General features: G+C 73.8%; 23 protein-coding genes. 9 read left to right on the forward strand and 14 right to left on the reverse strand.

All coding sequences use genetic code 11. The features are described from left to right. Window positions 1-46: 46 nt before the first annotated feature. Genes VMN58_08925 through hisD form a run of 6 tightly spaced genes read right to left on the reverse strand, consistent with a single transcriptional unit; the run spans window position 47 to window position 4,687 of the window. Window positions 47-364: a hypothetical protein gene (locus VMN58_08925; protein HUF33312.1), complete on the reverse strand. Its 318-nt coding sequence runs from the start codon at window positions 362-364 to the stop codon at window positions 47-49. A 40-nt stretch (window positions 365-404) separates the two neighbouring features. Continuing rightward, complete coding sequence (locus tag VMN58_08930) at window positions 405-1,112, reverse strand: 1-(5-phosphoribosyl)-5-[(5-phosphoribosylamino)methylideneamino] imidazole-4-carboxamide isomerase (GenBank protein ID HUF33313.1); 708 nt, start codon at window positions 1,110-1,112, stop codon at window positions 405-407. Beyond that, window positions 1,109-1,741 (reverse strand): imidazole glycerol phosphate synthase subunit HisH, encoded by a 633-nt coding sequence (gene hisH / locus VMN58_08935; GenBank protein ID HUF33314.1) that lies wholly within the window; start codon window positions 1,739-1,741, stop codon window positions 1,109-1,111. Before hisH ends, VMN58_08930 begins: the two co-directional genes overlap by 4 nt. Continuing rightward, window positions 1,738-2,328, reverse strand: coding sequence for an imidazoleglycerol-phosphate dehydratase HisB (gene hisB, locus VMN58_08940; GenBank protein ID HUF33315.1), 591 nt, complete (start codon window positions 2,326-2,328; stop codon window positions 1,738-1,740). Before hisB ends, hisH begins: the two co-directional genes overlap by 4 nt. Next, on the reverse strand, window positions 2,325-3,395 hold the full coding sequence (hisC, locus tag VMN58_08945; protein ID HUF33316.1) for a histidinol-phosphate transaminase: 1,071 nt from the start codon (window positions 3,393-3,395) through the stop codon (window positions 2,325-2,327). The genes hisB and hisC overlap by 4 nt, the downstream gene beginning before the upstream one ends. After that, complete coding sequence (hisD, locus tag VMN58_08950; protein ID HUF33317.1) at window positions 3,392-4,687, reverse strand: histidinol dehydrogenase; 1,296 nt, start codon at window positions 4,685-4,687, stop codon at window positions 3,392-3,394. Before hisD ends, hisC begins: the two co-directional genes overlap by 4 nt. Window positions 4,688-4,753: 66 nt before the next feature. Between hisD and VMN58_08955 the strand changes: the two genes are divergently transcribed. Beyond that, window positions 4,754-4,945 carry a hypothetical protein gene (locus tag VMN58_08955; GenBank protein HUF33318.1) on the forward strand — a complete coding sequence of 64 codons (192 nt, stop codon included), beginning with the start codon at window positions 4,754-4,756 and terminating at the stop codon, window positions 4,943-4,945. A gap of 30 nt (window positions 4,946-4,975) precedes the next feature. Here VMN58_08955 and VMN58_08960 read toward each other — a convergent pair whose 3' ends face one another. After that, window positions 4,976-5,806: a transglutaminase family protein gene (locus VMN58_08960; GenBank protein ID HUF33319.1), complete on the reverse strand. Its 831-nt coding sequence runs from the start codon at window positions 5,804-5,806 to the stop codon at window positions 4,976-4,978. 58 nt (window positions 5,807-5,864) lie between these two features. Continuing rightward, a complete protein-coding gene (nth, locus tag VMN58_08965; protein ID HUF33320.1) occupies window positions 5,865-6,527 on the reverse strand; it encodes an endonuclease III in 663 nt (220 codons plus the stop codon). 55 nt (window positions 6,528-6,582) lie between these two features. Here nth and mshD point away from each other — a divergent pair, with 55 nt between their 5' ends. Beyond that, window positions 6,583-7,494: a mycothiol synthase gene (gene mshD / locus VMN58_08970; protein HUF33321.1), complete on the forward strand. Its 912-nt coding sequence runs from the start codon at window positions 6,583-6,585 to the stop codon at window positions 7,492-7,494. A gap of 121 nt (window positions 7,495-7,615) precedes the next feature. Here mshD and VMN58_08975 read toward each other — a convergent pair whose 3' ends face one another. Next, on the reverse strand, window positions 7,616-8,356 hold the full coding sequence (locus VMN58_08975) for a VIT1/CCC1 transporter family protein (GenBank protein HUF33322.1): 741 nt from the start codon (window positions 8,354-8,356) through the stop codon (window positions 7,616-7,618). A 62-nt stretch (window positions 8,357-8,418) separates the two neighbouring features. On the opposite strand from VMN58_08975, the gene rlmN reads away from it, so the two are divergent. Then, window positions 8,419-9,462: a 23S rRNA (adenine(2503)-C(2))-methyltransferase RlmN gene (rlmN, locus tag VMN58_08980; GenBank protein ID HUF33323.1), complete on the forward strand. Its 1,044-nt coding sequence runs from the start codon at window positions 8,419-8,421 to the stop codon at window positions 9,460-9,462. Between the two features lie 17 nt (window positions 9,463-9,479). Here the strand turns inward: rlmN and VMN58_08985 are convergent, their stop codons facing one another. Then, entirely contained in the window at window positions 9,480-10,247 is a 768-nt protein-coding gene (locus tag VMN58_08985) for a sugar phosphate nucleotidyltransferase (protein HUF33324.1), read from the reverse strand. On the opposite strand from VMN58_08985, the gene VMN58_08990 reads away from it, so the two are divergent. Together VMN58_08990 and VMN58_08995 are read left to right on the forward strand one after the other, a co-directional pair. Next, entirely contained in the window at window positions 10,246-10,599 is a 354-nt protein-coding gene (locus VMN58_08990; protein ID HUF33325.1) for a hypothetical protein, read from the forward strand. The two genes, VMN58_08985 and VMN58_08990, sit on opposite strands and share 2 nt — an antisense overlap. 92 nt (window positions 10,600-10,691) lie before the next feature. Further along, complete coding sequence (locus tag VMN58_08995; protein ID HUF33326.1) at window positions 10,692-12,272, forward strand: acyl-CoA synthetase; 1,581 nt, start codon at window positions 10,692-10,694, stop codon at window positions 12,270-12,272. Window positions 12,273-12,281: 9 nt separating this feature from the next. Here VMN58_08995 and VMN58_09000 read toward each other — a convergent pair whose 3' ends face one another. Further along, window positions 12,282-12,860: a hypothetical protein gene (locus tag VMN58_09000; GenBank protein HUF33327.1), complete on the reverse strand. Its 579-nt coding sequence runs from the start codon at window positions 12,858-12,860 to the stop codon at window positions 12,282-12,284. A gap of 376 nt (window positions 12,861-13,236) precedes the next feature. On the opposite strand from VMN58_09000, the gene VMN58_09005 reads away from it, so the two are divergent. The 3 genes from VMN58_09005 to VMN58_09015 all read left to right on the forward strand — a co-directional run bounded on the left by VMN58_09005 (window position 13,237) and on the right by VMN58_09015 (window position 15,542). Then, complete coding sequence (locus VMN58_09005; protein ID HUF33328.1) at window positions 13,237-13,938, forward strand: ubiquinone/menaquinone biosynthesis methyltransferase; 702 nt, start codon at window positions 13,237-13,239, stop codon at window positions 13,936-13,938. A 25-nt stretch (window positions 13,939-13,963) separates the two neighbouring features. After that, window positions 13,964-15,211 carry an isochorismate synthase gene (locus VMN58_09010; GenBank protein HUF33329.1) on the forward strand — a complete coding sequence of 416 codons (1,248 nt, stop codon included), beginning with the start codon at window positions 13,964-13,966 and terminating at the stop codon, window positions 15,209-15,211. 178 nt (window positions 15,212-15,389) lie between these two features. Continuing rightward, entirely contained in the window at window positions 15,390-15,542 is a 153-nt protein-coding gene (locus VMN58_09015; protein ID HUF33330.1) for a hypothetical protein, read from the forward strand. On the opposite strand, the gene menD is transcribed toward VMN58_09015, so the two are convergent. Beyond that, window positions 15,494-17,266, reverse strand: a complete 1,773-nt coding sequence (gene menD, locus VMN58_09020; protein ID HUF33331.1) for a 2-succinyl-5-enolpyruvyl-6-hydroxy-3-cyclohexene-1-carboxylic-acid synthase — start codon at window positions 17,264-17,266, stop codon at window positions 15,494-15,496. The two genes, VMN58_09015 and menD, sit on opposite strands and share 49 nt — an antisense overlap. A 14-nt stretch (window positions 17,267-17,280) precedes the next feature. Here menD and VMN58_09025 point away from each other — a divergent pair, with 14 nt between their 5' ends. Continuing rightward, the gene (locus VMN58_09025; protein HUF33332.1) at window positions 17,281-18,033 is read left to right on the forward strand and encodes an alpha/beta fold hydrolase; all 753 of its coding nucleotides are present in this window, start codon (window positions 17,281-17,283) and stop codon (window positions 18,031-18,033) included. Between the two features lie 5 nt (window positions 18,034-18,038). On the opposite strand, the gene VMN58_09030 is transcribed toward VMN58_09025, so the two are convergent. Both VMN58_09030 and menB read right to left on the reverse strand, forming a co-directional pair. Beyond that, entirely contained in the window at window positions 18,039-18,905 is an 867-nt protein-coding gene (locus tag VMN58_09030; protein ID HUF33333.1) for a 1,4-dihydroxy-2-naphthoate polyprenyltransferase, read from the reverse strand. Between the two features lie 10 nt (window positions 18,906-18,915). Then, window positions 18,916-19,761, reverse strand: coding sequence for a 1,4-dihydroxy-2-naphthoyl-CoA synthase (gene menB / locus VMN58_09035; GenBank protein HUF33334.1), 846 nt, complete (start codon window positions 19,759-19,761; stop codon window positions 18,916-18,918). Between the last annotated feature and the right edge of the window lie 49 nt (window positions 19,762-19,810).

Consider the following 19,810-nt stretch of genomic DNA (forward strand, 5'->3'; position numbering starts at 1 on the left):
AGGCCACGGTGGCACATCGTCTTTCCGGGTCGACGAGCCCCGAGGGTCAGGCCTCCGCGACCTGGAGGGCGCCCAACGAGGCGCTCGCCGGCTCGGCCCGAAGGGCGGTGACGCCCGCCGCGTCTTCCTCGCCGTCGCCTTCATGTTCGTCGCGGCCGAGGCCGGCGGCCTCGAGGCGGGGCGCCAGGTTGGCGGCGATGATCGCCTCGGTCAGCTCACACGAGACCGGCGACCGCAGTGACGACCGGACGAGGGACAGCGAGGAGCGCCGCTCCAGGGCATCGGCGACCACCAGGAGGGCGAGGATGAGAGCGAGGGTGCCGGGGACGAGGAGGACGAAGAGCATGTGCTTCACCTTCCCCACGCCGGAGAGAAGGTATGCGAGCACCTACGCTCCGTGGTCGCTACGGACCGGCGAGGACCTCGAGGGCACCGGTCACGTCGAAGCGCCCCTCGTACAGGGCCTTGCCCACGATGACCCCGGACACACCGATGCAGTCGAGGGCACGCAGGTCGTCGAGCGATCCCACCCCTCCGCTGGCCACGACTGGGGTGTCGGTCACCTCCAGCAGCCTTCGGTAGCCGTCGAGGTCGGGGCCCTCGAGCGTCGCGTCCCGCGCGATGTTGGTGACGACGAACGACGCCGCGCCGCTGAGCTCTGGCCAGGCCAGCGCCTCGAACAGCTCGACGCCCGCTCCGTCCTCCCAGCCCCGGACCCGGACCTGACCGTCCCAGTGGTCCAGCCCGATGGCGACCTGGCCGGGCGCCTCCTGGATGAGGCGGGCGGCGAGGTCCGGCTCGCCCACCGCAACGCTCCCGAGGACGATCCGACTGACGCCTTCGTCCAGCAGCGAGGTGTCACGCACGCCGCCACCGGTCTGCACCGGCACCGACACGGCGGCGGCGACGGCGATGACGAGCTCGCGGTTCGAGCCCTGCCCCCGGGAGGCGTCGAGGTCCACGACGTGGATCCACGGGGCGCCGGCGTCCTCGTAGGCCCGCGCCACCGCCACCGGGTCGTCGCCGTAGACGGTCTCCCTGGAGAAGTCGCCCTGGTAGAGCCGCACGCAGCGGCCACCGCGCAGGTCGATGGCGGGGTAGAGGTCGATCATGCTGGCACCTCGGCGCCGAGGCGACGGACCCAGTTTCCCAGGATGGCCAGGCCAGCGGTGGACGATTTCTCGGGGTGGAACTGGGTGGCCCACAGACGGCCACGCTCGACTGCGGCGGCGAGAGGCCGCCCGTAGTGGCAGGTGGCCACCACGTGCTCGCCCGGGTCGGCGGCGTAGGAGTGCACGAAGTAGACCCACACCGGCCGCTCGACCCTCTCGAACAGGGCCGGCTCACCGACGATGTCGAGGGTGTTCCACTGCATCTGCGGGCGCTTGACCCCATCGGGGAGCCGACGGACCGTGCCTGGCAGCACGCCGAGCCCGGGAACCCCGGGATCCTCCTCGGAGCCCTCGTACAGCAGCTGCATCCCCACACAGACGCCGAGGAAGGGTCGCTCCGAGGCGGCCTCGGCGGCCGGCTCGTCGAGGCCTGTCCGGCGCAGCGCCGCCATGCACGACCCGAACGCCCCCACCCCGGGCAGGACCACACCGGCGGCCTCGCTGATGAGGCCGTGGTCGGCGGTGAGACGGGCATCGGCCCCGACGCGCTCCAGCGCCTTCTGGGCCGACCGGAGGTTGCCGATGCCGTAGTCGAGGACGGCGACGAGCGGGCGCCCGGCGTCGGTCACAGGGTGCCCTTGGTGGACGGGATCCCCCCACCCTCCACCCGCACCGCATCGCGCAGGCACCGAGCCACGCCTTTGAAGGTCGCCTCGAGGACGTGGTGGGTGTTGCGGCCGGTGCGCAGGTTCACGTGCAAGGTGATGCCGGCGCTGTGGGCGAAGGACTGCCAGAAGTGCTCCGCCATCTGCGGGTCGAACGGCGGCGTCCCGAGCGGGAGCACCTCCCCCAGCTCGACGTCGTAGGCGATGAACGGCCGGCCCGACAGGTCGAGCGCCACCTCCACCAGCGCCTCGTCGAGGGGGTAGAGCCCGCTGGCGAAGCGCCGGACCCCTGCCTTGTCGCCGAGCGCCTCGGCAAAGGCCTCCCCGAGGGTGATGGCGACGTCTTCGACGGTGTGGTGGGCGTCGACCTCGAGATCGCCCTCGGCCTTGACCACCAGGTCGAAGCCTCCGTGGCGGCCGAGCTGGGAGAGCATGTGGTCGAAGAACGGCAGCCCGGTGCTCACCTCGACGGTGCCACCTCCGTCGACCTCGACCGAGAGCTCGATGGAGGTCTCCTTGGTGGTGCGGCTGCGGCGGGCGGAACGGGTCATGTGATCACCTCGGAGAGCGCGGACAGGAAGGCGTCCCCCTCGGCCGGTGTCCCGACGGTGACCCGGAGGCACCCGTCGAGGCCGGGCCACGACGAGCAGTCGCGGACGAGGACGGATCGGTCGAGCAGCCCCTGCCACACCTCGGCCCCGGGACGGGACTCGGGACGGAAGAGGATGAAGTTGGCACCCGACGGCCACTGGTGGACCGGCAGGCGTGCCATGGCGGCGGCCAGGCGCTCGCGCTCGGCGACGAGGGCCCGAACCCGCTCGCGCATCTCGGGCTCGAAGCGCAGGGCGATGCGACCGGCGGCCTGCTTGGCGGCGTCGAGGTGGTACGGGAGCGCCACCTTCTCCAGCTCGTCGACCAGCCAGGTGGGCCCGATGAGGTAGCCCAGCCGGGCCGCCGCCATCGACCAGGTCTTCGAGTAGGTGCGGGTGACGACGAGGGGTCGGTCGTCGTCGACGAGCTCGAGGGACGACCACCCGGCGAACTGGCCGTAGGCCTCGTCGACGAGCACCACCCCCGGCGCGCGGTCGGCCACGGCGCGGATCACGTCGGGCTCCTCGACCATGCCCGTGGGGTTGTTCGGCGACGTGATGAACGTGATGGCAGGCCCGTGGGCGGCGACGACCCGGTCGACCTCTGCGAGGTCGAGCGAGAGGTCCGGGGCGCGCCCTCCTTCGACGACCGTCGTCCCCACCACCCTGGCGATCTGGCCGTGCATGAGGTAGGTGGGCGCGAACAACGCCGCGGTGCGCCCGTGACCCCCGTACGCCAGGCACACGCTCTGGATGACCTCGTTGGAGCCGTTCGCGGCGAAGACCTGGCGGGGGTCGACGCCGTGGACCCCGGCGATGGCGTTGCGCAGCTCGAGGGCCTGTCGGTCCGGGTAGCGGTGCCACTCCAGGCGCGACAGCTCGGCGGCCAGGGCGTCGGAGAACGCCGGGGGCGGGGGCAGCGGCGATTCGTTGGTGTTGAGCCGCACCGCCACGTCGACCTGTGGGGAGTGGTAGCCCTCGAGGATGGCGAGGTCGTCCCGCACGGGCGGCCGCGCCGCCGCGCTCACCGGGGTCGTTCCTGGCGGAGCCGCACCGACAGGGCGTGGGCCACCAAGCCCTCGGCCTCGGCGATGGCCACCACGTGGGGCGCGACGCGGTCGAGCGCGGCGCCGTCGAGGCTCACCACGTGGATGTGCTTGGTGAAGTCGTCGACCCGCAGGGCGCCGGCGAAGCGGGCCGAGCCGAAGGTCGGCAGGACGTGGTTCGGGCCGGCCAGGTAGTCACCGACCGAAGCAGGTGCCAGGTGACCGGTGAAGACGGCGCCGGCGTGGCGCACGAACGGCAGCAGGTCGTCGGCACCGTCGACCATCAGCTCGAGGTGCTCTGGGGCGATGGCGTTGGCGATGGCGATGGCGTGCTCGGGGCCGTCGCAGAGCACGGCGTAGCCACCCTCGCCCAGGGTCGACTCGATCTGCGCCCGCCGGGGTGACGCGGCCACGATGCGGGCGACGGCGTCGGTGACCGCGTCGGCCACCGATTCGTCCCAGGTGACCAGCCACGCCAGGCCGTCGGGGCCGTGCTCGGCCTGCACCACGATGTCGACCGCGGCCCACTCCACCGGCGCGCCGGCGTCGGCGACGACGACCACCTCCGACGGTCCAGCGAAGGACGACGGGACACCGACGAGCCCACGGGAGGCGACCTCGCGCTTCGCCTGGGCAACACGGGCGCTCCCGGGGCCGACGATGACGTCGACCGCCCGGATGCTCTCGGTGCCGGAGGCCAGGGCACCGATGGCCGCCGGACCACCCACCCGGAAGACCTCGTCGACCCCCGCCAGCGCGGCGGCGGCGAGGATGCCGGGGTCGACCGACCCATCGGGCGACGGCGAGGTGCAGAGCACGACCTCGGGCACGCCCGCCACCTTGGCCGGCAGTGCCGTCATCAACACGGTGGAGATCAGCGGTGCGGCCGCGCTCGGCACGTAGCAGCCGGCCCGGTCGACCGGCCGGCGGAGGCCTCGCACGGTGATGCCGTCGTTGTCGTGGTCGACGTCGGGTGCCACCTGGGCCCGGTGGTAGGCGGTGATGTTGGCCTGCGCGACCTCCAGGGCAGCTCTCAGCTCGGCCGGGATCGATGCCAGGGCGGCGTCGAGGTCGGCGGTCGGCACCCGCAGCTCGTCGAGGACGACCCCGTCGAAGCGCTCGGTGGCGTCCCGAAGGGCGGCGTCGCCCCGGGCGGCGACATCGGCCAGGAGGGCCTGGACCTCGGCGATCGGCGGCTCCTTGGCGGCCTGCGGCCGCGGGAGGAGGTCGACGAGGTCACCGGTGGTGCCACGGAGGTCGAGCCGCTTCAACATGGGAGATCGAGCCTAACGGGCACCCCTGACGCGGCCGGAACCGGTATCGACCGCTAGACAGGCCTCATGACCGCCGGACCCCAGCTCTCCTCCGTGGCCACGAGCCTGGCCGAGCTCACCGAACGGCTCACCGGCATCGCCGAGGCGATGGTCGGCACCGAGCGCGACGACCTGGCCCTGGCCCTCTTCGACGTGGAGCGCACCCTGCGCACCGCGGGGCGCCGACTCGACCGGGTGGTCGACGACCTTCGCGGGTGACCTGCGCGAGGGCGACAGGACCCGTGACCCCTAGAGCGGGAGGACGACCACGCCGGTGTGGTCGTCCATGGGCAGGTCGCCGTCGATCACGGCCGTCACCTCCGCCCGTAGCAGCTCGACGGTGCCGCCGATGACGGTGACGAAGGCGGTGTCGGCCGCGTCCCGGCCGGTGGTGATGCGCACCAGCGACGCGCGGGGCGCCAGGCGCGTGGGGTCGAGGATGCACCACCGTCCGTCGACGTAGGCCTCGACCACGGCGTGGAAGTCCATGGGGCTCAGCCCGGGGGCGTAGACGGCCACGAGGCGGGCGGGGACGTCGAGGGCCCGCAGCATGGTGATCGCCAGGTGGGCGAAGTCGCGGCAGACGCCCCGCCCGGCGAAGAGCGAGTCGACGGCGGTGTCGAGCGGTCCGCTCGCCCCGCCCAGGTAGGTGAGGCGGCTGGCCACCCACCCGCCGACGGCGGCGAGCAGCTCGGGACCGGGTCCGAGGTGGCCGAGCTCGTAGGCGGCGAAGCCGCTCAGCTCGTCGGAGGGGCAGTACCGGCTCTGGCGCAGGTACGTCAGCTGCTCGGCGTCGAGGCTGGTGACCGGGGGCCCGGGCACGGCCTCCCCCCGCTGGATCACGCCGTCGTAGGCGACGGACAGCTCTCCAACCGGGCTGTGCAGGATCTGGACGACCGCGCCGTGGTCACCATCGAACAGCTCGACATCGAGGGGGTCGCCACCGATCGTCACGTCGAGCGTGGCATCGAGTACGTCGCCAGCGGTGGCGGCCGGGGCGATCTGGAGGGCCACCGTCGCCGGCTCGCTCACCCGGAAGCCGAGGCGGCAGCCCACCCGCCAGACAGCCTCGGGGGTCACGATGCGGGCCGGGTGGTCACCTCGACAGCCTATGGGCCGGCACACGGCCCCAAGCCGGTCATGTGCCACCGGCTGCGAAGGCACTGGGACAGATGTCGGCGAGGACGCAGTCGTCGCAGCGGGGGCGGCGGGCGCCACACACGCGGCGGCCGTGGAGGATGAGCCGCTCGCTGAGGAGACCCCGCTCGCGCGCCGGCACCATGGGGTTCAGCTCGACCTCGACCTTCACCGGATCGGTCGCGTCGGTCAGGCCGAGGCGCTCGGCGAGGCGCAGCACGTGGGTGTCGACCGGAAGGCCCGGCAGGCCCAGGCCGACGCTGCGGATCACGTTGGCGGTCTTGCGGCCGACCCCCGGCAGCGCCACGAGCTCGCGCATCGCCGTGGGCACCTCGCCACCGTGGCGCTCGCACAGCAGGGCGGCCATCGCCCGCACGCTCCTCGCCTTCTGGCGGTAGAAGCCGGTCGGATGGAGGACGGCCTCGAGCTCGTCCGGGTCCGCACCGGCGAGGGCGGCGGCGTCGGGCCAGCGACGGAAGAGCTCGGGGGTCACCGTGTTGACCCGGGCGTCGGTGGTCTGAGCCGAGAGGATGGTCGCCACGAGGAGCTCGAACGCACACCGGTGGTCGAGCTCGCACAGCTCGGCGGCCGTGCCCGGGTACACCACGGCCAGCCGGCGAACGACCTCTCGGGCCCGGCCGGTCGGGCTGCGGGGTCGGGCCATGTCCGGATCGTACGGGACGGTCGGCGCGGCCCCACCGGAGTCGTACCCTGCGATGGTGCGCAGGCTCGAGATCAAGCGTCAGCTCGACGGCGACGACATCGCCGCCGTCCGCCGGCTGCTGGCGGTGGCCGAGGAGGCAGACGGCCACCGCGCCGTCGACGACCACCGCTGGCTCGACATGGCCGAGGGCGGGCGCCAGAGCTTCGCTGGCCTGGTGGCCTGGGAGCCGGGCCACGACCACCCCGTCGGCTATGCCCAGGTCAGCCGGGGGGTCCGCAGCTGGGCCCTGGACCTCGTGATCGACCCCCACCACCGGATTGACAGCCTGACCATCGGCCCCGAGCTGCTGCGCGCCGCCCTCGGTACCATCGCCGACGAGGGCGGAGGCCACGTGCACCTGTGGGTCCACCAGCCGACCGAGGTGCACGACGCCGTCGCCGCCGAAGTGGGCCTCGGCCGCGGCCGCGACCTCCTCCAGCTGAGGCGCCCGCTGCCGATCGAGGACGCCGAGGTCCCCGTGCTCGCCCTGCGACCCTTCCGGACTGACGACGCCGACGCGTGGCTGGCGGTCAACAACCGGGCCTTCGAGTGGCACCCGGAGCAGGGCGGTTGGGACCGTGACACCCTCGCTGCCCGCCAGGCCGAGCCCTGGTTCGACCCCGAGGGCTTCCTGCTCCACGAGCGGGAGGGCCGGCTGGCCGGCTTCTGCTGGACCAAGGTCCACGCCGACGAGGAGCCGCCACTGGGTGAGATCTACGTCATCGCCGTCGACCCCGACTTCCACGGACTCGGCCTCGGTCGGGCGCTGGTGCTCGCCGGCCTCGACCACCTCGCCCGGCAGGGGCTGCGCACCGGGATGCTCTACGTCGACGCCGGCAACACCGCGGCCGTCTCGCTGTACGACGAGCTCGGCTTCGCCACCGACCACGTCGATCGCGCCTACGTCGGCGACATCGACCCCCATTGAAGGGGCTCGGCGAAGCCGAGGCGATCAAACGGCCCACGAGCGGGTGGCGCCGACGGAAGGGACCCGCCCGGAGCCTGCGGAGGGTGGGAGGGTTCCGTCGGTGACGGGCCCCGCTCGCCCTTTAGACGGACGCGCCGATGGCGGAGCCGATGGCGAAGGTGATCGCGGCCGGGACGAGCGTGAAGGCCACCTGGCGCGACACGGTGCGCACCAGTGAACGACCGGTGAACCGGGCGGTGAGCGTCCCGACCACCACGGCAGCGATGACGGCGAGGACGAGCGATGCGATGATCGCGCCGTTGCCCGCGCTGATGAACCACGGGACGAGCGGCACCACGGCGCCGACGGTGAACGCGGAGAACGACGAGGCGGCGGCGCCGAGGGGCGAGCCCAGCTCGTTCGGGTCGATGCCGAGCTCCTCCCGGGCGTGCACCTCGAGGGCCAGCTCGGGGTCGCGCATCATCACCTGGGCCAGCTCGCGCGCCTGATCTGCCGGCACGCCACGCGACTGGTAGAGGTGCGCGAGCTCGTTCATCTCCCCGGCGGGGTTGCGCTTCAGCTCCCGCCGCTCGATCTCGAGCTCGCGCTCGAGCAGCTCGGCCTGGACGCGCATCGAGTTGTACTCGCCCGCCGCCATCGAGATGGCCCCCGCGATCAGGCCGGCGAGCCCGGCGACACGCACGACGCCCGGGCCCGGGGACGCTCCCGCCACGCCGAGGATGAGGCCCACGTTGGACACGAGGCCGTCGCTGACACCGAACACCGCCGCCCGAGCCGGACCGCCACCGACGTCGCGGTGGTGCTCGTGGCCATGAACGTGGACGTGGCCGTGTGACCCCTCCTCGCCGGTGCTGCTCTCCATGCCGGCCACGGTAATCGCCAAGCACGAGGGGTGTGAGGGCCCCGCGCCACTACCCTCGACGGGTGCCCACACGCTACGACGCCGACCGCGACGACCTCGCCAGCGTGCTCGCCGGCGAGCCCGCGTACCGCGTCCGCCAGGTGTGGGACGGGCTGCACCGGCGCCTCGTCGCCCCGGCCGACATGACCGACCTCCCCTCGGCGCTGCGCGCCCGCCTGGACGCGGCGCTGCCGCCGGCGCTCGACCTCGCCGAGGAGTCTGAGAGCGACGCCGGGACCACCGTGAAGTGGCTCTGGCGCCTGGCTGACGAGGCTCTCGTCGAGACGGTGCTGATGCACTACCGCGACCGCTCCACGGTGTGCATCTCCTCCCAGGCCGGGTGCGCCATGGCGTGCAGCTTCTGCGCCACCGGCCAGGCCGGCTTCGAGCGGCACCTCAGCGTGGGCGAGATCGTCGAGCAGGTGGTCCGGGCCGCCCAGCGGGCCCGAGCCACGGGGCGGCGCCTGTCCAACGTCGTGTTCATGGGCATGGGTGAGCCCATGGCGAACTACGACCGCGTGCTCACCGCCACCCGCCGCATCCACGTGGACCTCGGCCTCTCTGCCCGCCACCTCACGATCTCCACCGTCGGGGTCGTGCCGGGCATCCGTCGCCTCGCCGCCGAGGACCTGCCCGTCAACCTGGCGGTCTCGCTCCACGCCGCCAACGACGAGCTGCGCGACGAGCTGGTGCCCCTGAACCGCCGGTACCCGCTCGCCGTGCTCACCGAGGCCTGCGCCGACCACGTGGCCGCCACCGGACGACGCCTGTCGTTCGAGTGGGCGCTCATCGACGGCGTCAACGACCGGCGATCCGACGTCGTCGAGCTGGCCGAGCTGGCCCGCCCGCTGCGCGCCCACGTCAACCTCATCCCCCTGAACCCCACTCCCGGGTACGCCACGCCGGGGACGCCGGCCGAGGGGGTGCGGGACTTCTGCGACCGGCTGCGCTCGCTCGGCGTCAACGCCACCGTGCGCCAGAACCGCGGCACCAGCATCGACGCCGCCTGCGGCCAGCTACGTGCCAACCACGAGGTTGCCGTGGCCGCCCCCCGGCCTCGCACCTGAGGCGGAGGCGTCCTGGCTCAGCGGACCAGCACGGTCATGCGATCCGAGGCGCGGATGGCGTCGACCAGGACCTCTCGCCGGCGCACCCTGGCACCCGGCCACACCACCGATCGGACGAGGGTCCCCTCCACGGTCGCCCCCTCACCCACCACCGACGCGCCCCCCGATGCCGCCAGGTTGGCCGAGAGGTAGCCAGCCGGCCGGTCGCAGGGGATGGCTTCCCCGCCGACGTTGACGACGTCGAGCCGCCCGGCGTCGAGGGCGGGCCACCACAAGCCGTTGCTCAGACCGAGTGGCTCGGCGGGGATCCGAGCGGCGTCGGCCGCCGGGACGATCGACCCCACGATCGGGGCACCAGGGACCAGCGGCGTCCCGGGCGGCCCCAGCACCGCGACGCGGACCCGCTCCCCGTCCCAGTCGTCGAGGAGCGGTCCGAGCGACGCTGTTGACCAGGTGTCGCCGTTGACCACGAGGAGGGATCGACCGTCGAGCCAGGGACGCAGCGCGCCCACCGCGCCGGCGGTGCCCAGTGCCTCGTCCCCCGTCTCCCTCGAGACATGGGCCCGACCCTCGACGTGGGCGGCGAGCACCTCCGCATGGTGGTGCACGTTGACGGCGATGATCGAGGGCCCGGCTCCCACCAGGCAGGCGACCCGCTCGAGGGCGTGGTCGACGAGCGGTACGCCGGCCACCGGGCACAGCACCTTCGGTCGGAGGAGCGTGAGCGGGCGCAGGCGGGTCCCGCCTCCGGCAGCCAGGATGAGGGCTGCCACACTGTCAGGCATGGAGACCCGACGCTGGACGAACCCCTCCCAGCCCCAGACGATGCAGATCGCCGTCTTCCTGCTCTACATCAGGGCGGCGTTCGGTGTGCTCTTCGGGACGTTCCTCAACCCCATCGGGCTCCTGCTGATCGGTGGCATGGCCGCCGCCGGCTTCGGCATCGCCAACGAGAAGCGGTGGGGCTACACGCTCGGGATCGCCATGGCGCTGGCGCCCGCGGCCCTTCGGCTGGCCATCGCCGGCCCGGCCGGGCTGCTCGCCCGAGACCCGATCGGCCTCATGTTCGAGGTGGCCCTGGTGGCGCTGCTGCTCCACCCCATGAGCCGCGACTACCAGCGCATCTGGTTCACCTGAGTCGACCGCCACACCGGGACCGTACCCTCGGGGAGACGGCGGACCCCCGAGCGTGACAGCGGACACATGGGGCGCGTCTAGGTTCCTTGCGCATGTCCTGGAACCTCGCCGACCTCTTCGAGGCGGTCGCGGACAACGTCCCGACCCGTGAGGCGGTGGTGTGCGCAGAGGCCGACGGCACCACGACCCGCTCGACCTACGCCCAGCTGGACCGGCGGGCCAACCGGCTGGCCCACGTGCTCGCCGGTCGGGGCATCGGACCCGGAGACCGGGTCGGGCTCCAGCTGGCCAACGGCAACGAGTACCTGGAGGCGATGCTGGCGTGCTTCAAGCTCCGGGCCCTCCCCGTCAACGTGAACTACCGCTATGTGGCCGAGGAGCTCCGACACCTCTTCGAGGTCAGCGGGACGGCGCTGGTCATCCACGAGCCCGACCTCACCCCGGCGATCGACGAGGTTCGAGACGAGCTGCCTCTGTTGCGCTCCACCCTCGTCCGGGGTGACGACTACGAGGCCGCACTTGCCGTCGCCCCCACGTCACGGCCGGTCGCCGAACGCTCGGGCGACGACCGCTACGTCCTCTACACCGGGGGGACCACCGGCCGGCCCAAGGGCGTCGTCTGGCGGCACGAGGACATCTTCCACGCCGCGCTGAGCGGCGCCAGCCCCCTTCGCCCCGGGTTGAGCACGATCGAGGAGGTTCGGGCCCACGCCCCCGCCGGCCGGGCCCGCTGCCTCGTCGCCAGCCCCCTCATCCACGGCACCGGCCACTGGATGGCCCTGTCGACGCTGTTCCGCGGCGGCACGGTGATCGTGATGCGCGCCCGGGGGCTCGACGCCGGCCGGCTCTGGGAGGTGGCGGCCAGCGAGGCGGCCTCGTGGCTCGTGATCGTCGGGGACGCGTTCGCCCGACCCCTCGTCGATGCGCTCGAGGGCGACACCGCGTGCACGGCACGGGCCGGGACCGTGACGGTGATCATGTCGGGAGGCAGCACGCTGTCGCCCTCCGTCAAGTCCGACCTCCTGCGCCTCCTGCCCACCGTCGTCCTGGTCGACGGCTTCGGCGCTTCCGAGACCGGCGGGCAGGGCCGGATGGTGTCGGCCCCCGGTGCCGACGTCGACGGAGCCGGCAGCTTCGTGCCCGGCGAGGGGACCACGGTGCTCGACGACGACCTCCGCCCGCTCAGCCCCGGTGACGGGCGGACGGGGTGGCTGGCCCGGCGTGGCCACATCCCGGTCGGCTACCTGGGAGATCCCGAGTCCAGCACGCTCACCTTCCCGGAGGTCGACGGCGTGCGCTGGGCGGTCCCGGGCGACCGCGCCACCATCGCCGCCAACGGCAACGTCGTGGTGTTCGGACGGGGCTCGACCTCGATCAACTCCGGAGGCGAGAAGGTCCACCCCGAGGAGGTCGAGTCGGCGCTGCGCTCGCACCCGGAGGTGTTCGACGCCGTCGTGGTCGGCGCTCCCGACCCACGGTGGGGCGAGGTGATCACCGCCATCGTGCAACCCCGCCCCGGCCGCGCCCCCTGCCTGCCCGACCTCGCCGACCACTGCCGTCGCACGATGGCTGCCTTCAAGGTCCCCCGCCGGCTCCTCCTCGTCGACGAGGTGCGGCGGTCCCCGTCAGGCAAGCCCGACTACCGCTGGGCACGCAGCGTCATCGAGGGCTGAGGCGCCGGCTCAGGAGGCGGGCTCCAGCGAGCGGAGCTCGATGTGGTGGCCCTGCTCGCGGTAGCGATCGCCTCCCGCGTCGTCGGGTGGGTCGACGTCGTCGGGGTCGTTGGCCCGGACGGTCCCCTCGAGGTCCACCCGGTCCCCCTCCTCGACCACGAAGCCGCCGGTGTCGAGACCCGGTTCGACGCGCACGAAGATCCGGTTCTCGTCGTCGTCGCCGATCCAGAAGCCCAGGGCCTCGACCACCGAGTGCACGAGGACCCCCTCACCCCTGACGTCGTCTCCCTCGAAGGCCGAGAGGTCGTCGGGGACCGGGAACAGGGCCTCGTCGCCGGCCCGGAGCTCGCCGGGGCCGTCGTCGACGGGTGCGTCGTCGGCGGGTGCGTCGTCGGCGGGTGCGTCGTCGACGGGTGCGTCGTCGACGGGTGCGGTGCCGTTGTCTGCCTGGCCGTCGCCGGGTTCAGCATCGTCGAGCGGTGGCTCATCCGCCGGTTCCTGCTCCTCGACCTCAGCGGGAACGGTGTCGTCGGTGACCACATCGGCCTCGTCACCGTTGCCCTCGTCCCGGAGGAGGAGCCAGGCCACCAAACCGACGATCAGGAGTGCGAGCAAGCCCCACAACACCCAAGCGAACTGACGGTCGCGGTCCTCCTCGGGCGGGACGCCAGCGGGGCCGGCTCGGGTGGCGGTCGCCCCTGCTCCCGCAGCTCCGGATCCCACCGTCGTGCGGTCGAGGCGGGACGTGGGCTCGCCACCCACCGCCGCGGTCGGTTCCGCCTCAGGCGGGAGCGACTCCTCGGCCCCGAGGGGTCGCGTGGGCTCCCCCGCAGCCGCAGCGTCCGGTTCATCACCTTGCGGTCGGTCTGCCATGCCTCACCCGTACCCCAGTGCGCCATGTCCAACCCGTCGGCGGCCGGCGACCGCTTCGTCGTCACCGGGGGCACCGCCGTAACCTCCCGGCGTGGACCGACGCCAGGCAGCGCTGCCCCAGGGTGAGGACAAGGTCGTCGCCGTGCGGGCCATGTTCGACGCCATCGCGCCCCGCTACGACCTGGTGAACCGGATCATGACCTTCCGGCTGGACACTCGGTGGCGCCGGCGGGCCGTCGCCGCCCTGGCGCTGCCCCCCGGCGCCACGGTGCTCGACCTGGCTGCCGGAACGGGCGACCTGTGCCGGGACCTCCAGCGGGCCGGTCACCGCCCCGTGGGCGTGGACCTCTCCTACGGCATGCTCGCCGCCGCCCGTACCACGGCCCCGCTCGTGCACGGCGACGCCCTGCGCCTCCCCGTCGCCGACGGCATCGCCGATGGGGTCACCTGTGGCTTCGCCCTGCGCAACTTCGTCGACCTGCGGGCGTTCCTCACCGAGGTCGGCCGGGTGGTTCGCCCCGGTGGGCGGATCGCCCTCCTCGAGGTGGCCGAACCCGCCAACCCCCTGCTTCGTGCCGGTCACGCCGTGTACTTCGGCGCTGTGGTGCCCCGCATCGGCAGCCTGCTCTCCGATCGCGACGCATACCGGTACCTCCCCCGGTCCGTTGCCTACCTCCCCGAACCGGCTGAGCTGCTCGCCATGGTGCGCGACGCCGGCTTTGCCGACGCCGACCGCCGCCTGCTCACGGGCGGCATCAGCCAGCTCCTCGTCGCCACCCGTGACCAGGTCTGATCCCGCGGCCCCGGGCGCTCGGCTGGTGGCGCGCACCCGCCGCCTCGACGCCGACGTCGACCTGCTCGATGTGGCGGGGCCGGCCGGGCTCCTCTTCGAGCAGGCGGGCACCGGGATCGCCGGGCGGGGTACGGCGCTGCGGATCGAGCTGCCCGTCGGCCACGATCGGCTCCGCCGCAGCGCCGGCGTCGTCGACACCGCCCTGGCCGCCGTCGAGGTCGATGACGAGATCGGGCGGCCCGGAACCGGCCCTGTGGCCTTCGTGGCCCTGCCCTTCGGCGACGACGACGCCGGCGGCGTGGCCGTGGTGCCGTCGCTCCTGGTGGGTCGTGACGCCGACGGCACCCGCTGGGTCACCACCGTGGAGGACGCCGATGGCGGGGCCACCAACCACCCGACGCTCGTCGCCGACCTCACTGCCACCGACCCCACCGTTCCCGCCGGGATGGGGCCAGGGTCGTTCGAGGTGCGTGCCTCGAGGACCCCGGCGGCCTGGTGCGAGGCGGTGGCCGAGGCTGTGGCCACCCTCCGGCGGGGGGAGCTCGGCAAGGTCGTCCTTGCCCGCCAGGTCGTGGTGGAGGCCGATGCCCCCCTCGACGTCCTCGGCCTGCTGCGACGGATGCGCACCTCGTACCCGTCGGCCATGGTCTTCGCCATCGACGGCTTCGTGGGCGCCAGCCCCGAGCTGCTGGTCTCGCGCACCGGCGACATCGTCCGCTCGCACCCGATGGCCGGCACCGTCCCCCGGACCGGCGACCCCGAAGCCGACGGCCGCCTGGCCGCCGAGTTGCTTGCGTCGTCGAAGGACCGGGCCGAGCACCAGGTCACGATCGACGTGGTGCTCGACACGGTGCTGCCGTTCTGCTCCTACGTCGACTCGGAGCCCGAACCGCGGGTTGTCTCCCTTGCCAACGTCGCCCACCTCGCCAGCCTCGTCGAGGGCCGCCTCTCGTCACCTCCGGCCACCGCCTTGACCCTCGCCGCCGCCCTGCACCCCACGCCAGCGGTCTGCGGCTGGCCGCGCGACGACGCGCGCCGCGAGATCGCACGACTCGAGGGCGAGCCCAGAGGGCGCTACACGGGCGCTGTCGGCTGGACCGACGCCCGGGGCGACGGCCGCCTCGCCGTCGCCATCCGCTGCGCCGAGGTCGACGGTGCGCGGGCCACCGTCTACGCCGGGAACGGGATCGTGGCCGGCTCCGACCCGGCAACCGAGCTGGCCGAGACGAGAGCGAAGCTCCAGGCGGTGCTGGGCTCCCTCGTGCAGCCGTAGCCAAGGGGTGTTCACCAACCCGAAGGGGAGGGTAAGGGTGGTGAGCACCCGTCGTTGTAGGTGCAAGCAACTCGCCTCTCGGAAGGCGGGATGCGCGCCCTCCCACCCGACATCGACCACCATGGACGCTGGCAGGGCGACACCGCCCCCCCGTCGAGCGCCACCCCCGGAGGACCCCATGCCCCCCAACCAGCTCCTCAGCCGGGTCGTCACGCCCTTCGTCGACCTCGTCCGCTGGGGCGAACCCTGGGACATCGAGGACGACCCCGACCCCCTCCTCGATCAGGCGGGGCCCGGCCCGTCCTGCGCCCCGCTGATCCCATCGGGCTGAGCCGGGTCGCCGCCACCACGTTCGTCGAGCGCCGCTGCCACGGCAGCGTGCACCCGGTCGTGGACCGCCACGTTGGACGACCGATCGGTGCGAACCACCACGATCCGGGCACCCTCCACCGGTGATGCCACCGCCGAGGCGAGCTCGTCGAGGTCGCTCACCTCGGTGCCGGGGAGGCCGTGCACCTCCGCCAGGGCCACCAGGTCGACGTCGTGGGGCGTCCCGAAGAGCCGTTCGAAGACCTCGGGGGGCACGGTCGTGGACTGCGGCAGGAACGAGAAGATCCCGCCACCCCGGTTGTCGACCACCACCACGGTGAGGTCGGCGCCACGCCCGGCCAGACCGAGCAGCCCGTTGGTGTCGTGCAGCAGGGCGATGTCGCCGATGAGCACGGCGGTCCGCTCCCCCGTCGCCACCGCGGCGCCGACCGCGGTGGAGAGCACCCCGTCGATCCCGTTGGCGCCACGGTTTGCCAGCACCCGCAGCCCGGCCCGGGGCGCGGCGTACCACTCGAGGTCGCGCACCGGCATCGACGACGAGACCACGAGGGTGGCCCCGTCGGGCAGAGCGGCGGCCAGCGTCCGGGCCACGGCAGGCTCGGTGGGCGTGGACACCGCGGCGATCGCCGACGCCATGGCCGACGACGCCGTGCCCTCGGCCGCGGCCCAGGCCGGCGCCCACCCCTCGTCGGTGGGCGCCCCGCCGAGGGCGTCGCTGAGTGCCCGGCACCACCCCGACGGGTCACCGGCCACCATGGCCGCCGCCGTCCGGTCGGGGTCGAGCCAGGTCCCGTCGGCCTCCACCGCCACCTGCACCGCCCCGCTCGCCGCCAGCCACTGTCCGAGCACCTTCGACGCCGGCGCCTGACCGAGGCGGAGCACGGCGTCGGGCCGCAGCCGCTCGGCGGTCGCCTCGTGACGCAGGAGAGCGTCGAATGACGCGACGGTGGCAGGGGCCGGGCAGCGGGCGGGGGCCCGCGGGTCAGCAAGGACGGGCCAGCCGAGGGCGGAGGCGAGGCCGTGCACCGCCTCGGCGTCACCCGACCCCCCGCCGGCGACGATCACCCCCCGGCGGGCTCCGGCCAGCAGGCTCCGCACCTCGTCGACGGCGTCGGGCGCGGGCGTGGCCGGCCGGGGCACCGTCCGGTGCCAGGGCCCGCCGTCCGCCCGGGTCGGGGGGAGGGGGCCCGGCAACGCCGCGAGGGGATCGCGGAAGGCCAGGTTGAGGTGCACCGGTCCAGCGGGCGGGCCCAGGGCCTCGGCCACGGCTCGGGCGGCCAGCGAACGCCACGTCGCCGAGGCCGTGGGCTCCGCCACCCCCGGCTCGGCGAACCACCGGACCGACCGCCCGTAGAGGTGGGTCTGGTCGACGGTCTGGGGCGCCCCCACGTGGTGGAGCTCGGGTGGTCGGTCGGCGGTGCACACCAGCAGCGGCACCCGTGCCAGGTCGGCCTCGACCACGGCGGGGTGGAGCTCCACCGCGGCCGTGCCGCTGGTGGTGAGGACGACGGCGGGGACGCCGGTGGCGAGGCCGATCCCGAGCGCGAGGAAGGCTGCCGAGCGCTCGTCGTGGTGGACGTGGAGGCGGATGCGGCCGTCGGCGGCGAGGGCCAGGACCAGCGGCGTGGAGCGCGAGCCCGGCGCCACCACGGCGTGGGCGACCCCGGCCCGCGCCCACTCGTCGACCAGGGTGGCCACGAAGGTCGCCTGGGGCGAGGCGGTCATGGGAGGATCCTCCCATGCTGGCGTCGTCGGTCGAGGGGACGGGACCCCGCCTGGCGCTCCTCCACGGATTCACCCAGGACCGTCGCTGCTGGGGCCCGGTCGCCGCCGACCTGGCGACCGACCACGAGGTCGTGCGGGTCGACGCCCCCGGCCACGGCGGCTCGTCGGCGGTGCGGGCCGACCTGGCCGCCGGTGCCGAGCTGGTGGTCGCCACCGTCGGCCGCGCCGCCTACCTCGGCTACTCGATGGGCGGGCGCCTCGCCCTCCACGCCGCGCTCGCCGCCCCTGAGCAGGTGGTGGCCCTGGTGCTCGTGGGGGCCACGGGTGGCCTCGACGACCCTGGCGAGCGGGCGGCCCGCGTGGCCCAGGACGAGCAGCTGGCGCGCCGTCTCGAGGACGAGGGGCTCGAGGCCTTCCTCGACCATTGGCTCTCGCTCCCCCTCTTCGCCGGGCTCGACCCCGAGGCCGGGGGGCTGGACGCCCGCCTCGGGAACACCGTCGACGGCCTGGCCTCGAGCCTGCGGCTGGCCGGCACCGGCAGCCAGGAGCCCCTCTGGGACCGCCTCGACGGGCTCACCATGCCGGTGCTGGTGATCGCCGGCGAGCGGGACCCCAAGTTCCGTGCCCTCGGAGAGCGCCTGGTCGACTGCATCGGTGCGAACGCCTCGCTGGCGATCGTTCCCGGCGCCGGCCACGCCGCCCACCTCGAGCGCCCCGACGACTTCCTCGGCATCGTCCGGCCCTGGCTGGGCCGCCACCACCGCTGACCCCCTCATCCGGAGAGGGCGAGGCCGGCGGCAAGGAGGAGCCCGAAGACGAGCTGGAGCCGCCCGGTGTCGGCGAGCACCGGCACCAGCATCGGTCCGGTGGCGCCGCCGAGGAGGCGTCGGATCGGCGGCACGGCGAGGGGCACCGCCAGCAGGGCCAGCAGCGCCCAGGGTCGTGACAGCGCCAGGATCGGGACCGCGCCCAGCGTGGCCGCCACCAGTCCCACGTAGAGGACCCGGGTCGGGCCGTCGCCGATGCGCACCGCGAGGGTCCGCTTCCCCACCACCGCGTCGCCGGGGATGTCGCGCAGGTTGTTGACCACGAGCAGGGCGGTGGCCACGAGGCCCACCGGCACTGACGCAGCCAAGGGCAGCCAGCTGAGCCGCTCGAGCTGGACGTAGGCGGACCCGACGGTGGCGACCACGCCGAAGAACAGGAACACGAAGACCTCGCCGAAGCCGGCGTAGCCGTAGGGACGGCTCCCACCGGTGTAGAGGAAGCCGGCGGCGAAGCTCGCCGCCCCCACGAGCAGCAGCTCCGGACCGACCGCCGCGGTCAGGGCCAAGCCGGCCACCGCCGCCACCAGGGCGGCAGCGAGCGCCGCCCGCTTCACCTCGCCCACCGTGGCCAGGCCCGAGGCCACGAGGCGCACCGGGCCGACCCTGTCGGCGTCGGCCCCTCGCTGCCCGTCGGCGTAATCGTTGACGTAGTTCGTCCCGACCTGGATGGCGAGTGCGGCGACGACCGCGGCCAGCGCCCGCCAGGCGATGATCCCCGCGCCGTTGCCGACGGCCGCGGCGGTGCCGACGGCCACGGGCACCACGGCGGCCGGGAGGGTGCGGGGTCGGGCGCCCAGCACCCAGCGGTTCACCGGTGCCGCGCTAGGGCCGGTGGGGGAATCGGCCGAAGTCGGGACGCCGCTTCTCGCGGTAGGCGTCGCGGCCCTCCTGGGCCTCTTCGCTCATGTAGAAGAGCAGGTTCGTGTCGTGGGCCAGCTGCTGGATGCCGCTGAGGCCGTCCTCGTCGGCGTTGAAGCTGGCCTTCAGCAGGCGCAGGGCGAACGGCGAGAGCGCCAGCATCTCTCGACACCACCCGACCGTCTCCGCCTCGAGGCGCCCCAGGGGCACGACGGTGTTGACCAGCCCCATCTCCAGCGCCTGGGCGGCGTCGTACTGACGGCACAGGAACCAGATCTCCTTGGCCTTCTTGGGGCCGACGAGCCGGGCCAGGAGGCCGGCGCCGAACCCGCCGTCGAACGAGCCCACCCGCGGGCCGGTCTGGCCGAATCGGGCGTTGTCGGCAGCGATGGTGAGGTCGCAGATCAGGTGGAGGATGTGCCCCCCGCCGATGGCGTAGCCGGCCACCATCGCAACCACGGGCTTGGGGAGGCGGCGGATCTGGACGTGCAGGTCGGTGACGTGGAACCGCCCGACACCGGCACCGGAAGCCACGTAGCCGGAGTCGCCGCGCACCCGTTGGTCCCCGCCCGAGCAGAAGGCCTCGGGGCCCTCCCCGGTGAGCACCACGGCGCCGACCGCGGTGTCCTCCCGGGCCAGCTCGAACGCCTGAGAGAGCTCGATCACCGTCTCCGGCCGGAAGGCGTTGCGCACCTCGGGCCGGGCGATGGTGACCTTGGCGACGCGGTGGCCGTCGAGGACCTCGGCCGTCTCGTAGCGGATGTCGGTCCAGTCCCCCGCGGGCTCCCAGACAACGGCGTCGGCGGTCATGGGCCGAACGTACCGCCCACCCCTCGACGAGGGCGACTCGTCGCCGCGC

This window comes from Acidimicrobiales bacterium, from assembly GCA_035512495.1.
Lineage (GTDB): Bacteria > Actinomycetota > Acidimicrobiia > Acidimicrobiales > CADCSY01 > DATKDW01.